This window comes from Methylosinus sp. RM1 (assembly GCF_011378635.1).
Classification (GTDB): Bacteria; Pseudomonadota; Alphaproteobacteria; order Rhizobiales; family Beijerinckiaceae; genus Methylosinus; species Methylosinus sporium.
This window is the reverse complement of record NZ_WOVC01000032.1, coordinates 1-14,194: the sequence shown is the minus strand read 5'-3', so window position 1 is coordinate 14,194 and position 14,194 is coordinate 1. Positions and strand designations below refer to the sequence as shown.

Sequence of the window (14,194 nt, the reverse complement as noted above, 5' to 3'; positions counted from 1 at the left end):
CCCAGGAGATCGCCGGAGGCTTCCCCGGCGATGAGAAACACATGCGGCGGCGCTTCCACCGCCCTAGCCCCGCGCCGGGCGCGGCGCGCAGAGCGGCCGCTCCCGCTCGGCGCGCAGAAAAGCGATCAGCGCCTCCACATCCTCGGCGCCGGAGAAATCCCGTGCGACGGTCTCGATGCGCGCGGCCAGCGTCTCGGCGCCCGCCCCCTGTGGGAACAGGCGGCGGAAGGCCTCGCGCAAAAGGGCGAGGCGCGCGTCGGAAAAGCCGCGCCGGCGCAGGCCGACGAGATTGAGCCCGAACAAATGCGCGCGATTGCCGCCGGCGAGGCCGAAGGGAACGAGATCGCCCTCGAGCCCGGAGAGGCCGGCGACGAAGGCCTGCGCGCCGATGCGCACGCGCTGATGCACCACGGTCGCGCCGCCGATCGCGGCGTGATCGCCGATCCGGACATGGCCGCCGAGCAGCACTGTGTTGGAGAGCGTGACGCCGTCGCCGATCCGGCAATCATGACCGACATGAGAATAAGCGAGAAAGGCGCAATCGTCGCCGACGCGCGTCTCTCCGCCGCCAGCCGGCGTTCCCGCGTTTATGGTGACGCCCTCGCGGACGAGGCAGCCGCGGCCGATCACGAGCGTCCCCGCCTCCCCGCGCGATTTCAAATCCTGCGCCGCGGCGCCGAGCGCGGCGAAAGGATGAATCTCGGCGTCCGCGCCGATGCGCGTGCGCCCCGTCAAAACGACATGGGAGACGAGATGGGCGCGATCGCCGAGCTCGACCTCGCCGCCGATATGGCAGAACGGCCCGATGACGACGCCCTCGCCGAGACGCGCGCCCGCCTCGAGGACAGCAGAGGGATGGACGACGGCGGAGGGATGAATGCGCGCGCTCGAGGTCATGGACCCGCCCCAGCGCTCAGGCGCCGATCATCACGCTCAGCTCGGCCTCGCAGACCAGCGCGCCATCGACCAGCGCCCGGCAGGCGTACCAATAAATGTCGCGCTTGCGGGCCTTTTTGGCGACATGGAATTCGACGCGGTCGCCGGGAATAACCGGGCGGCGGAATTTCGCCTTGTCGATGGTGGTGAAGAAGACCTTGCGCTGCGAACCCTTGGGTTGCATCCGCGCGGCGATGACGCCCGCCGTCTGCGCCATGGCCTCCACCAGCAGCACCCCGGGAAACACGGGATTCTCCGGGAAATGGCCCTGAAACTGCGGCTCGTTGAAGGTGACGTTCTTGATTCCGACGCCGCTCTCGTCGCCGCGAATATCGACGACACGGTCGATGAGGAGAAGCGGGTAACGATGCGGCAGCAGCTCCAAAATCTGATGGATGCCCAGGGATTCCGGCGCCTCGGCCGTCGTTTCTTCGTTCATTTTTTCCTCCGCTGCGGCGTCCGGTCGTCTCTTCGTCCGGCCCGTCTCATTCCCTTCCGACGTCCTGCGCCGGTTTCATTTCGTCTCGCGACGCGCCAGGCGGTCGAGCAGCAGCTCGCCCCGCAAATGGCGACGCACGGGACGCGCCGGCGCGCCGCTCCAGCGCGCGCCGGCCGGCACGTCGCGGGTCACGCCGGATTTGGCGGCGATCTGCGCGCCCTCGCCGATGGCGATATGGCCGCCGATCGCCGATTGGCCGCCGAGGACGACGAAATCGCCCAGCTCGCAGGAGCCGGCGAGGCCGGATTGCGCGACGATGACGCAGCGGCGCCCGATGACGACGTTGTGGCCGATCTGGACCAGATTGTCGATCTTGGTCCCCTCCCCGATGATCGTGTCGCGCGTCGCGCCGCGGTCGATGGTCGTATTGGCGCCGATCTCGACATCGTCCTGAACGATGACGCGGCCGATCTGCGGCGCCTTCACATGGCCGCGCGGCGAAAGCGCGAAACCGAAGCCGTCCTGGCCGAGACGCGCGCCGGGATGAAGAATGACGCGATCGCCGATGAGCGCGCAGACGACGCTGACATTGGCGCCGATCGAGCAGTCGCGCCCGATGCGGACATCCGGGCCGATCACCGCTTGCGGGCCGATCACACTGCCGGCGCCGATCTCCGCGCGGGGACCGATGACGGCGCCGGGATCGACCGAGACGCCCGGCTCCAGCCGCGCTGTCGGGTGGACGATCGCGCCGGGCGAGACGCCGCTCGCCGAGAACAGCGACTGCGGCCGCAGCGAATCGGGAAAGAGCCGCGCCATGACTCTCGCCATGGCCTTGTGCGGCTCCGTCGTCACCAGCGGGATGACCCCGCTCGGCAGCGAGTCGAGATCGCGCGCGCGCAGCAGGCAGGCCGTCGCTCGGCACAGACGCAGCGCCGCCGCATAGCGTCTGCGGTCGTAGAAGGCCAGTTCGCCCGGCCGCGCCAGATCGAGCGGCGCGACGCCGATGATGATCTCGGCCGCGCCGGCTCGGCTCTCGTCGATGCGAGCGCCGGCGATCTCGGCGACCTCGGCCGGCGTCAGCGGCCGGTCGAGGCGGAAAAACCCAGCGGCGCCCATGCCGCGCTCCTCCCCGTCGCGCCCGGCTCGCAGCCGGGACGAAAACCGAAGAGAACGTCGGCCGGCCCGGAGGCGGTTCGGCGCTCTCTCAAGAAAACGATCCCCGAGCGGCCTCGCCGCTCGGGGATCGCAAATTCTAGTCGCTGTGTCGAAGGCGCGCCAGCGCGACGCCTTTAGAAATTGGTGCCGCCGGAGAAGCGGAAGCGCTGCGTCACGTCGCCATAGGCCTTGGACAACACCACCGCATAGTCGAAGCGGATCGGCCCGAGCGGCGATTGCCACAGCGCCGAGGCGCCGACCGAGGAGCGGATCTGCGCCTTGTCGCCCGAGACGACGATGCAAGTGCCCTGGCCATAGGTAGGAGCCGTATAGGGATAGACGCAGGGCAGGTTGGCGACGCCATACAATGAATCGCTGAAGTTGGTCTGGCCTTTGTATCCCCACAGCGTGCCGGCGTCGGCGAACAGCGCGCCGCGCAGGCCGATGTCCTTCGGCAGGCCCCAGATCGGGAACTGCACTTCGAGCGAGCCGCCGATATAATTGCTGCCGCCGAGCGAGTTGCCGCGCGAGCTGGTCCAGTTGGAAATATCGCGCGGGCCGAGGCCGCCCGGCGCGAAGCCGCGCACCAGAGTCGGGCCGAGATTGAAATTGTCCATCACCCGCATCTTATAGTCGCCGAGCGCGAACATATTGCCGCCCTGCACGCGGGCGATGCCGACCACATCGTCCACGAAGGGAATCTCGTGGAAATAACGCAGGTCGCCGGTCGTGCGCACATAGCGGCTGTCCCCACCGAGGCCGGCGATGTCCTGCGACGCCTGCGCATGGATGCCGTTCTTCGGATTACGGAAGTTATCCAGCGAATTATAGGACAGCGTGTAGCCGACGAGCGAGGTCAGACGCGTTCCCACCGATTCCTTGATGGCCAGCGAGGCCTCGCCATTGGATTGGCAATTGTAGAGGACGTTGAGATCGGCCTGCGTCGGCGCGTAGATATAACCATATCCCGGCGTATATCCCGGCAGCGGCGACTGACAGTCGTTGTAGGGCCGGTTGCTGTCGTTGGGGATGGAGATCGTCGTGGTGTAGAGCGAGTAGCGCGGCGCGAGGCTGATCTCCTCGGTGATCGGAATGCCGAAGCGCAGCGTGCCGCCGATCGAGGTGGTCGAATAGTAGGAGTAGTTATAAGCGTCCGACTTCTTCGCGAAGAGATCGAAGCCCGCCGAGAAGCGCTGATCGAGGAAGTAGGGCTCGGTGAAGCTGAAAGATATGCCGCGGGCGCGCTGGCCGGCCTGCACCGAGAGGCGCGTCGCCTGGCCGCGGCCGAGGAAGTTGCTCTCCGACACGGAGACTTCGCCGATGAAGCCTTCCGTCGTCGAATAGCCGCCCGACACGCCGAAATTGCCGGTCGCCTGATCCTCGACGTCCACATTGACGACGACGCGATCGGCCGCCGAGCCCGGCTCGTTGGTGACGCGGACCTTCTTGAAGAAGCCGAGGCCGTTGAGGCGGCGTTCGGCGCGATCGATCAGCACGCGATTATAGGCGTCGCCCTCGCCGATCTCGAACTCGCGACGAATGACGTAATCGCGCGTGCGCGTGTTGCCGCGAATATTGATGCGCTCGATATAGACGCGCGGACCCTCGTCGACCACGAAGCGGATCGCCACCGTCTGAGCGGCGGGATTGCGCTCGCCGCGCGGGCGCGCCTGCGAGAAGGCGTAGCCCTTCTTGGCGATCTCGCGGGTCAGCGATTCGACCGTCTTCTCCACAGCGTCGCCATTATAGACGTCGCCGGGCGAAAGACGCAGATAGGGTTGCAGAGAGGCCGGATCGATATCGGGCAGATGCGATTCGACATCGACATTGGAGACGCGATATTGCGGCCCCTCCTCCACCACGACCGTGATGACATAGCCGCCCTGGGCCGGATCGAACACGGCGTCGGAGCTGACGACATGGAAGTCGGCGTAGCCGTTCTTCAGATAGAAGCGCCGCACCAATTCGAGATCGGAGGCGATGCGGTCGGGATCATAGACGTCGCTCGTCTTGATGAACGACAGGAAGTTCATCTCCGTCGTTTCCATCAGATCGACGAGACGGCCGGTCGAGAAGACCGTGTTGCCGACGAATTTGATCTCCTTGACGCCGGTCTTGTCGCCCTCCTCCACGGTGAAGACGACATCGATGCGCCCATTGGGCAGTTGCACCGTGCGATAGGTGATCTTGGCGCCGGCGCGGCCGGAGCGCTTATAGATTTCGAGCAGGCGGGCGATGTCCTGCTGCACGACCGTCTGATTGAAGGAGCCATGCGCGCGCGTGCGCACTTCCGAGGTCAGCGTCTCCGTCTTGACCTTGCTGTTGCCTTCGAAGACGACGCGATTGATGAGATTGGTCTCCGCGACGTGGATGACCACGCGTCCCTTCTCATGGGTGGCGCTCACATTGGAGAAGCGCCCGCTGTTGCGCAGCGCCTCCAGCCCCTTTTCGATCTCCTCCGGACTCGTGCCGGAGAAATAGGAGCGGATCACGTCGGAATCGCCGCGGGCGTTGCCGACGACGACGATATCCTGCGCGAGAGAGGGAAGAGAGAAACCGAGGACCGCCGACACCACGGCCGCCAAGAGATAGGAACGATTCCGAAAAGCCTCGATGGACCGCATTGTCAATCCTAAGTCCTCGTCGCACCGTCGCCCGCCGAAGCGGCGCGGCTCACGAACTGGGACGACGCACGCACGCCACCGCACGCCGTCCGATCCGATGTTCACCTTCTACAAGGTTTACCGTTTACTGCAAATGCCGAACGCCGCGAGTTTCCCCGTTTTGCCCGACCCGTTGCCGCGAAGCCACGATTTATAGTCAGCGTCGCGTTAACGTGAGGAACCCGCGGCGCAGACCGCGAGTCCCCGGGTGACGATCCTCCCCAGAATGATGGCGAAAAGCGGTCATAACCGCTCGTATCGTCGAATTCGCCCGCAATTTCCGTGGGCAGAAACAAACGAGACGTGGAAACGCTCAATCGATTCCCGCTCCGGTGACGCGACGCAGCAACCTGGCGATGTCGTTATAGGTGGAGAACACCATCAGCGTGCACACCATGGCGAGCCCGACTCGGAACGCGTATTCTTGCGTACGTTCCGCCAGCGCGCGGCCGCGCACTGCCTCGATCGCGTAGAACAAGAGATGTCCGCCGTCGAGCAGCGGCACCGGCGCGAGATTGAGCAGGCCGATCGAGATCGACAGAATAGCGATGAGATTGAAGAGCGGGCCGACGCCCACTTTGTCGATCGCCTTGGCCATTTGGCCCGAGACCTGCGCGATGCCGATAGGGCCGGACAATTGGTCGGTCGCCTCGCGGCCGACGACGAGGCCGCCGAGATAGGAGCCGGTCCGCTCGATGATCGTCCAGGTCTCTGTGACGGCGAGAACGAAGGATTGGCCGAGGCCGTAGCGCTCCTCGCGCTGATCGGCCGGATCATTGCTGGCCTGCAGGCCGATCATGCCGATCTTGGTCTTGCCGAGCGCGGTCTCGATCTCGCGCAATTGCGGGGTCGCCTGCAGCGTCACATTCTGCTCGGCGCGGCGAACGACGATGCTCAGCGGCTTGCCGGTGGCGGAGGAGACGATCTCCTGCATCTTGCCGAAGCTGTCGATCGGCTCGCCGTCTATGGTGAGGACCAGATCGCCCTTCTGAAAGCCGGCCTGCTCGGCCGCGCCGCCGGCCTGCACGGCGGCCACTTTGGGCAGCAGCACATTGCGGCCGAGAGAAGCGTAGAGAACGGTGAAAATGACGATCGCCAGCACGAAATTGGCGAGCGGCCCCGCCACCACGATCGCTGCGCGCTTCCACACCGTTTGGCCGAAGAAAGTGACCTTGCGCTCCTCCTCCGGCATGGCTTCGATGCGCTCGGGATCGGGCACGCTGGCGCCATTGGCGTCGCCGTGGAATTTCACATAGCCGCCGAGCGGGATCGCCGCCACTCGCCAGCGCGTGCCGTAACGGTCATGAAAGGCCCAGAGCTCCGGCCCGAAGCCGATCGAGAAAGCATCGATCTTGACCCCGCACCAGCGGCCGACGAGGAAATGGCCGAGCTCGTGGAAGAAGACCACCATCGTCAGCACGAAGACGAAGGGGACGACATAGATGAGGATCGTCATGAGCAAGTCCAGCAAAGCGATACTCCCGGCGAACGCTACGACCCGAGAGTCCGCCTTTCTGGCGGCGCCCTCTTGGTTACTGAAGCGTTAACATGCCCGAAGCCTGGTTCACCGCCAAGGCGCCGCGCGATCTTTCTCTCACAATATGGTCAATGGCGAGGGCGTCCTCAACAGTCGCCGGCTCACGCGCCGTGCCGTCCTGGAGCGCGGCCTCCAGCGCATCGGCGACATGAGCGGCGATTCCGGAAAAGCCGATGCGGCCGGAAAGGAAGGCCTCCACCGCTATCTCATTGGCCGCATTGAGCACTGTGGGGAGGCCGCCACCCGCCCGCATCGCATCGAGCGCCAGGCCGAGCGCCGGAAAACGCTCGAGGTCGGGCTTTTCGAAAGTCAGCGCGCCGAGGGCGACGAGATCGAGCCGCGGCGCCGGCGTCTCGATTCGCTCGGGATAGGCGAGGCAATGGGCGATCGGCACGCGCATGTCCGGCCGGGCGAGCCCGGCCGTCACCGAGCCGTCGGCGAAACTCACGAGGCCATGCACGATGGATTGGGGATGCACGATCACGTCGAGCTTTTCCGCCGGCACGCCGAAAATATGATGCGCCTCGATGAGCTCGAGGCCTTTGTTCATCAAAGTGGCCGAATCGATCGTGTTCTTCGGCCCCATCGCCCAATTGGGATGGTTGAGCGCCTGCTCCACAGTGGCGGCGGCGATCGCCTCCTTGCTCCAGCTGCGGAACGGACCGCCCGAGGCGGTGATGGTCATTTTCTCGATTCGCGAGACATCCTCGCCGCCGAGCGCCTGGAAAATGGCGTTATGCTCGCTGTCGATCGGCAGCAGGCGCGCGTTTTTGTCATGCGCCATGCGCATGAAGGGCGCGCCGGCGCAGACGAGGCATTCCTTATTGGCGAGGGCGACCGCGCGTCCGAGCGAGAGAGCGGCGTGGGTCGGCTCGACGCCGGCGGCGCCGACAATGGCCGAGACAACGAGATCGGCCTCGCGCGTCGCCGCCTCGATCACGGCCTCGCGCCCGGCCGCGACCTGGATATTGGTCCCGGACAGCGCCTCCTTCAGCGCCGCATAGCCGTCCTCGTCGCGGATGGCGACGAATTCGGCCTTCACCGCCAGCGCCGTCCGCGCCAGAGCGGCATGGTCGCGCCCGCCGGCGATCGCCACGACGGAATAACTCTCCGGATCGCGCATGAGCAGATCGACCGTCGAGCGCCCGATCGAACCGGTCGCGCCGAGCAGCACGATGCGCTTGGGCGCGCGGCCGCGCGGCCGAGTGAATTGTTCCGATCCCGCCCCAGTCGTCATAGTCGCCTACCAGATGAAAATTCCGGCGGCCAGGGACTCCTGGCCGCGCAATCCGCCGAGCATGGCCGCGAAGGCGCTGGCGAAGATGAAGCCGTCGACGCGATCCATCACGCCGCCGTGACCGGGGATGAGCCGGCTCGAATCCTTGACGCCGAAACGGCGCTTGATCCAGGATTCGAAGAGATCGCCGGCCTGCGCCAGCGCCGCCGCGACGAGGCCGACGAAAAACAGCGGCAAGGTCGCCGCCGCGCTCCAGCGGCTGAGATAGACGACGCAAAGGCCGAGAAGCGCTCCGCTGGCAACGCCGACCAATGTTCCCGACCAGGTCTTGCCGGGCGAGACGCGCGGCCACAGCTTGGCGCCGCCGATCAGCCTTCCGCCGAAATAGGCCATCACATCGGTTCCCCAAACGACGGCGAACAGCCAGGCGATGGAGATCGCGCCATAGTCGGGCGAATGGCGCAGCACATTGGTGGAGACGATCAGCGAGCCGGCGTAGAGCAGGCCGGCCGGGGCCCAGAGACGGCGTCCCGGCCCCGCCAGAATCGCGAGAATGGCCGAGAAGGCCGCGAGAGAGGCCAAAGCCGCCGGACCGCCGCCATGGGCGGCGAAAGCCGTCGCAGCCGCGAGCGAAGCGCCGCCGAGAGCAAATCGCGCGAGCGCCATTTCGCCGCCGACGATGCTCTGCCATTCCCAGGAGACGGCGAAGCCGGCGAGCAGCCAGAATAATGCGAAGGCGTCGCCGCCGACATAGAGCGCGACCAGCGCGGTCGCGATGAGCGCCGCCGCCGAGCCGATGCGCGGCCCGAGATCGGCGAAACGCGCGCCCCTGTCGCCGGCTCCGGCGCGGGGCGACCTCGACGGCTCTCTCATGAAGCGGTCTTCGCTCTGCGATCGGCGGTCGCCAATCCGCCGAAGCGTCGATCGCGCTGCGCATATTCGTCGATCGCCGCCTCGAAATCGGCTCGGCTGAAGTCCGGCCAATGGACCGGCACGAACAGCAATTCCGCATAGGCGGCCTGCCACAGCATGAAATTGGACAGGCGCTGCTCGCCGCTGGTGCGGATGATGAGGTCGGGATCGGGCATGTCGGCCGTATCGAGGCGCCGGGCGATGGCCTCGGCGTCTATGTCCTGCGGGCGCAGGCGGCCGGCGACGGCCTCCTCGGCGAGCGCGCGCGCCGCGGCCGCTATCTCCTGCCGCGCGCCGTAATTGAAGGCGACGACCAGAGTGAGGCCGGTGTTGGCGGCGGTCGACTGCTCGGCCTCTAGCAGAAGACCGGCGATTTCGGCGGCGAGATCCTCACGCGAGCCGATGACCCGCACGCGGACGTTGTTGGCCTGCAGCTCGGCGAGGTCATTGCGGATGAAGCGATGCAGCAGCGCGAGCAGGCTCTGCACCTCCTCGGGCGGCCGCGACCAGTTCTCCACAGAAAAGGAATAGACGGTCAGATAATCGACCCCGAATTCGATCGCGGCCCGCACCGTCTTGCGCAGAGCGTCGACTCCGCGCCGATGGCCCTCGAATCGCGGCAGGCCGCGCGCCGCCGCCCAGCGGCCATTGCCGTCCATGATCAAGGCGACATGACGCGGCGCCGCTCTCGGCGCCAGAACCGGCGCCCCCAACTCCAATATGCCACCGTCTCCCATTTCTTCTGCGCCACCCTCAAAGCTCGAGCCGCAAAAACGGCTCGTCGCGACAATGAAAAGACAAATCAAACCTGCATGATCTCTTTTTCTTTTTGCGCGAGCATCGCATCGATCTCGCGCACCGATTCGTCGGTCGCCTTCTGCACCTCGGCCTCGTGACGCTTGGAGTCGTCCTCGGGCAGGGCGTGATCCTTCAGCAGCTTTTTCAATATGTCGATGCCGTCGCGCCGCACATGACGCACGGAAACGCGCGCGTCCTCGGCATATTTATGCGCGACCTTGACCAGCTCCTTGCGGCGCTGCTCGTTGAGCTCGGGCGTGCGAATGCGCAGCACCTGCCCCTCCACCGTCGGCGAAAGGCCGAGATTGGAATCGCGTATCGCCTTGTCGACCGCGCCGACGAGCGCCTTGTCCCACACTTGCACGGCCAACATGCGCGACTCCGGCACGCTGATCGTCGCCACTTGGTTGAGCGGCGTCGCCTGGCCATACGCCTCGACATGGATCGGCTCCAAGAGGCTCGCCGAGGCGCGTCCGGTGCGAAGCCCGCCGAGCTCGTGCTTGAGGGTCGCCAGCGCGCCCTGCATACGGCGTTTCAGTTCGGGCAGATCGAAAGTCTGAGCCATAGGAAACTTTGCCTATTCGTGAAGTCTGTCGGTTCGAACGAGCGGGCCCGCGCCGGCTCCGAGGTCGGAGCATTCTCTTAGAACAGAATCCGCCGAGGCGGAAATCGCCGGCCGCATCCGAGGGGGTCGTCCCGTCAGGGAACGACGTGAGTGGCCCGCCCTCGTCCTTCCAGCACGGCGCGGATCGCCCCCTCTTCCGCGATGGAGAAGACGATTATGGGAATCTTGTTCTCGCGAGCAAGAGCGAAGGCGGCCGTATCCATCACGGCGAGGCTCTTGGCGATGGCCTCGTCATGGGTGAGCCGCTCATAGCGCCGGGCGGAAGGATCGCGCTTGGGGTCGGCGGTATAGACGCCATCGACCTGAGTCGCCTTCAGCACGGCGTCGGCCGAGAGCTCGGCGGCGCGCACCACGGCGGGCGTGTCGGTGGTGAAAAAAGGCAGGCCGGTGCCGCCGGCGGCGATGACGATGCGGCCTTTGGCGAGATGGTGCAGCGCCGCTCGCCGCGAATAGGATTCGCACAGCGAGGGCATGGGCACGGCCGAGAGCGCTCGCGCCTGGCGCCCCTGCGCCTCGATCGCCTGCTCGAGCGCGAGCCCGTTCATCACCGTCGCCAGCATTCCGATCGAATCGGCGCGCGCCCGCTCTATGCCTTTGTCGGCGCCTTGAATGCCGCGAAAGAAATTGCCGCCGCCGACGACGACGGCGATTTGCGCGCCGAATTCGGCGGCGGAGGCGAGATCGGCGGCGATGCGCTCCAATGTCGGCGCATGAAGACCATGCGGCGCGTCGCCCATCAGCGCCTCGCCCGAGAGCTTGACGACGACCCTCTTCCATTTCGGCGGGTTCGACGGCTCCGTCATCTGCGCCTCTCTTTCGCTGGCCGGCCTTGCTCCGACCTTAATAGGAAACCGCCGCCGCCCCGGCAAGGCGCGTCGCCACGCAGGGAGCCGCCTTCACAAAGCGCCGAGGAATTCGTCGATGATTCTGAAAAAGGAGGCCGCGTCGCGGCGCGGGAAACCCTCGAGCCGACGCAAGGCCGCGATGCGGCGCGGCGAATCGGCGTCGCAATAGGCGAGGATGGCGTCGCGCCAGCCGGGACCGTCGAGCGGATCGACATAATCGAGCGAATTGGCGGCGATCTCGCGAAATGTCTCTAAGTCGGAGGCGATGATCGGCGCGCCGCTGGTCGCGGCCTCGGCGATGGGAAGGCCGAACCCTTCCGCGAAGGAGGGCGCGAGCGCGGCGCGGGCGCCGGCGAGCAGCCGCCGCATGGCCGGCGTCGACAGGCCCGAGGCTTCCACCACATGGGGGCGCAACGCCGCACAGCGCTCCAGCATCGCGAGCACGTTCTGATTGTGCCAGCCGCGCTTGCCGACGAGGACCAGCTTGGGCGCGCGCGCGCCCTCGCGCTCGACGAGCTCGCGCCAGACATTGAGCAGCATCATATGGTTCTTGCGCGGCTCGATCGTGCTGCAGAGGACGAAATAAGGCGTATCGGCGAGCCGCGGATCGGCGAGCGCCTTTCGCTCGAAGGCGGGAGCGACCGGAAGGCCGGCGACGCAGACGGAGAGATCCCTCCTGCCCTGCTCTTCCGCATATTCCCTGACCCGACGCGCGACGGAGGCGGAGGCGACGACGACCCCCGCCGCCCGCCGCACGATATTGCCCATGACGAGGCGATGCTTGTCGCGCTCGGCCGGGCGGAAGAATTCGGGCGCGTCCAGCGGCAGCAGATCGGCGACGAAGAAGACGGGCCTCACGTCCGGCCGCGACTCCAGCCAGCGCAAATGCCACTCCTTATGCACGGGGAACTGGCTCGCGTTGAAAAAGACGGCGCCCGGCGGCGCCTCCGAGGGCGGCCGTCCGAGGCGCAGGGCCCAGCGGCGCATGGCGCGCCAATTCTCGGGAACGACGCCCCAATCGCGTCTCGCGATCCGCGGCGCCGTCCGTCCCGCGGGCGCCGCGCCGAGCGCGGCGACGAGGCGCTCGTATATTTTGTCCTCGCCGAAATCGATGAACTCGTTCCAATAGGTCTCTATGTCGGTGAGCGAGCGCAGCCCGGCCTCGGCGGCGGCGAGGCGCGGCCCGAGCGCCGCGGCGGCGAGCGCGACGCCGCCTGCGCCCGAGAGAAAATGCCGCGCCAGAATAAAATCGACCCGATCGATGCCATTGGGCGTCGGATTGAGCGCGCGCGTCACGAGGCGCGTGACGTCATAGACGACAGGCCGCGTCATTTGCGGCATCGCTCGCCCCGCTCGCGGCATCGCCAATGGTCGATCACATCGTTCGACTCGCGGATCACGCGCTCACTCTCCTTGGTGAGACATTCGCGATAATGGAACACAGAGGCGATATAGGCCTCCACCTCGCGCCCACAGGCGTCGGCGGGCCGGCCAGGCATGAAGACGCAGGGCGGCGATCCCGGCGGCACGCAGAGATTGAAGCCGGGAGAGGCCTGCGGAAACGCCGGCGCAGGAAGAAAAAGCGCCGCCGCCGACAAGGCGAGGCGCGAGAAAGACAAGAAGCGCCGCGCCGCTCCGCGCGCGGACGGTCGCCGATCGATGATCATCCGACGCTCGTGATGAAAAGTGACACGGGGCGAAGAATTGCCCCGTCGCGGGGCTGCGCGCAAGGGCGCAGGCGCCTATTCGCCGAGCGCGTCGCCGGGGGCCCGGCGCGCGGCCTGCGGCGGCCCGCGCTTGGCGCGGTCGCGCGCGCCGAACCATTCGACCGCATCGGCGAGCGCATGGCGGTAGGGTCGGGAACGATAGCCGAGCTCGCGCCGCGCCTTGGAATCGTCGAAGAACATCGTCACCGCCGAGAGGCGCAGGCTCTCGACATTGAGGAAAGGCTCGCGGCCGGTGAGGCGCGCCAGCGCCTCATTGGCGTGGGCGACCGGCAGCAGCGGCCAGCGCGGCAGCCGCATCAGCGGCGGGCGGCCGCCGCTGAATTTCGCGACCTCCGCGAGCAGCTCGGAGAGCTCGACATTCTCGCCGCCGAGGATGTAGCGTTCGCCGATGCGCCCCAGGCGCAGCGCGGCGAGATGGCCGGCGGCGACATCGGCGACATGAACGACGGCGAGGCCGGTGTCGACATAGGCCGGCATATTGCCGCGCATCGCCTCGAGCACGATGCGTCCGGTCGGCGTGGGGCGCACGTCGCCGGGCCCGAGCGGCGCGGAGGGATTGACGATGACGGCCGGCAGAGCGTCGCGCTCGACCATTTCCTCGACCAGACGTTCGGACAGGAGCTTGCTGCGCTTATAGGCGCCGAGCCGATCGCAGACCGCGAGCCGCCGCGTCTCGTCGCAGAGGCCGGAAGCGTCGGGCGCGAGCGTCGCGACGCTACTCGTATGGACGATGCGCTCGACGCCGGCGCGCAGCGCCTCCTCCATGACGATGCGCGTGCCCTCGAGATTGGTGCGCATGACGATAGTCGGATCGGGCGCCCACAGCCGGTAGTCGGCGGCGACATGGAAGAGATAGCGAACGCCGCGAAGCGCAGCGCGCAGACTATCGCGATCGGTCACGTCGCCTTCGAAAACTTCGTATTGGGGGCGGAGATTGGCGCGCGGGCTCGTCGGCCGCACGAAGGCGCGCACGCGAAACCCCTCTTCGTGCAGCAGGGCGGCGACCGCCCCTCCGATGAAACCGCTCGCGCCTGTGACGAGGGCGATGTCCCGCATGTCGCTCGTCATGGCCAAAGCGTCGATCGACTCCGCTGCGCCGGCGCCCGAAGCGCCGTTCTCACTCCGCAGCATCTGGGACGCGCTCCTCCAAAAGCAAGCGCCGCAGCTCCAAGGTCGTGAGCCGCCAAAACCGAGCCCGCCGACATGCGCGCGCCGTCAGCCGGCGGAGGCGCTGGGGAGCTCGTTTTCGAGCGGCTCTGCGGGCTCGGCCGGGGCCGGCTCGGCCGTCGGGCGGCGCGCCGCCGGCAGGCGGTGTAC

The 14,194-nt window shown here is 66.9% G+C and carries 13 protein-coding genes; all 13 read right to left on the bottom strand.

Annotation, left to right across the window (positions count from 1 at the left end):
* Positions 1 to 63: 63 nt before the first annotated feature.
* The gene (lpxA, locus tag FMZ75_RS17110) at positions 64 to 897 is read right to left on the bottom strand and encodes an acyl-ACP--UDP-N-acetylglucosamine O-acyltransferase (RefSeq protein ID WP_142862043.1); all 834 of its coding nucleotides are present in this window, start codon (positions 895 to 897) and stop codon (positions 64 to 66) included.
* A 16-nt stretch (positions 898 to 913) separates the two neighbouring features.
* Complete coding sequence (fabZ, locus tag FMZ75_RS17105; protein ID WP_166144510.1) at positions 914 to 1,375, bottom strand: 3-hydroxyacyl-ACP dehydratase FabZ; 462 nt, start codon at positions 1,373 to 1,375, stop codon at positions 914 to 916.
* Positions 1,376 to 1,450: 75 nt separating this feature from the next.
* Complete coding sequence (lpxD, locus tag FMZ75_RS17100; protein WP_166144507.1) at positions 1,451 to 2,494, bottom strand: UDP-3-O-(3-hydroxymyristoyl)glucosamine N-acyltransferase; 1,044 nt, start codon at positions 2,492 to 2,494, stop codon at positions 1,451 to 1,453.
* Positions 2,495 to 2,667: 173 nt separating this feature from the next.
* Complete coding sequence (gene bamA, locus FMZ75_RS17095) at positions 2,668 to 5,157, bottom strand: outer membrane protein assembly factor BamA (RefSeq protein WP_142862045.1); 2,490 nt, start codon at positions 5,155 to 5,157, stop codon at positions 2,668 to 2,670.
* 352 nt (positions 5,158 to 5,509) lie between these two features.
* On the bottom strand, positions 5,510 to 6,652 hold the full coding sequence (gene rseP / locus FMZ75_RS17090; RefSeq protein ID WP_185966429.1) for an RIP metalloprotease RseP: 1,143 nt from the start codon (positions 6,650 to 6,652) through the stop codon (positions 5,510 to 5,512).
* Positions 6,653 to 6,728: 76 nt separating this feature from the next.
* Positions 6,729 to 7,970, bottom strand: a complete 1,242-nt coding sequence (gene dxr, locus FMZ75_RS17085) for a 1-deoxy-D-xylulose-5-phosphate reductoisomerase (protein ID WP_166144504.1) — start codon at positions 7,968 to 7,970, stop codon at positions 6,729 to 6,731.
* A gap of 6 nt (positions 7,971 to 7,976) precedes the next feature.
* Entirely contained in the window at positions 7,977 to 8,843 is an 867-nt protein-coding gene (locus tag FMZ75_RS17080) for a CDP-archaeol synthase (protein ID WP_142862048.1), read from the bottom strand.
* Complete coding sequence (locus FMZ75_RS17075; protein ID WP_108917975.1) at positions 8,840 to 9,619, bottom strand: isoprenyl transferase; 780 nt, start codon at positions 9,617 to 9,619, stop codon at positions 8,840 to 8,842. The genes FMZ75_RS17080 and FMZ75_RS17075 overlap by 4 nt, the downstream gene beginning before the upstream one ends.
* A 65-nt stretch (positions 9,620 to 9,684) precedes the next feature.
* Positions 9,685 to 10,245: a ribosome recycling factor gene (gene frr, locus FMZ75_RS17070; protein ID WP_108917976.1), complete on the bottom strand. Its 561-nt coding sequence runs from the start codon at positions 10,243 to 10,245 to the stop codon at positions 9,685 to 9,687.
* 134 nt (positions 10,246 to 10,379) lie between these two features.
* Positions 10,380 to 11,108 (bottom strand): UMP kinase, encoded by a 729-nt coding sequence (gene pyrH / locus FMZ75_RS17065; protein ID WP_108917977.1) that lies wholly within the window; start codon positions 11,106 to 11,108, stop codon positions 10,380 to 10,382.
* 93 nt (positions 11,109 to 11,201) lie between these two features.
* The gene (locus FMZ75_RS17060) at positions 11,202 to 12,482 is read right to left on the bottom strand and encodes a glycosyltransferase (protein WP_166144501.1); all 1,281 of its coding nucleotides are present in this window, start codon (positions 12,480 to 12,482) and stop codon (positions 11,202 to 11,204) included.
* The gene (locus FMZ75_RS17055) at positions 12,479 to 12,817 is read right to left on the bottom strand and encodes a hypothetical protein (protein ID WP_166144498.1); all 339 of its coding nucleotides are present in this window, start codon (positions 12,815 to 12,817) and stop codon (positions 12,479 to 12,481) included. Before FMZ75_RS17055 ends, FMZ75_RS17060 begins: the two co-directional genes overlap by 4 nt.
* 75 nt (positions 12,818 to 12,892) lie before the next feature.
* Positions 12,893 to 14,008 (bottom strand): hopanoid-associated sugar epimerase, encoded by a 1,116-nt coding sequence (hpnA, locus tag FMZ75_RS17050; protein WP_370464741.1) that lies wholly within the window; start codon positions 14,006 to 14,008, stop codon positions 12,893 to 12,895.
* Between the last annotated feature and the right edge of the window lie 186 nt (positions 14,009 to 14,194).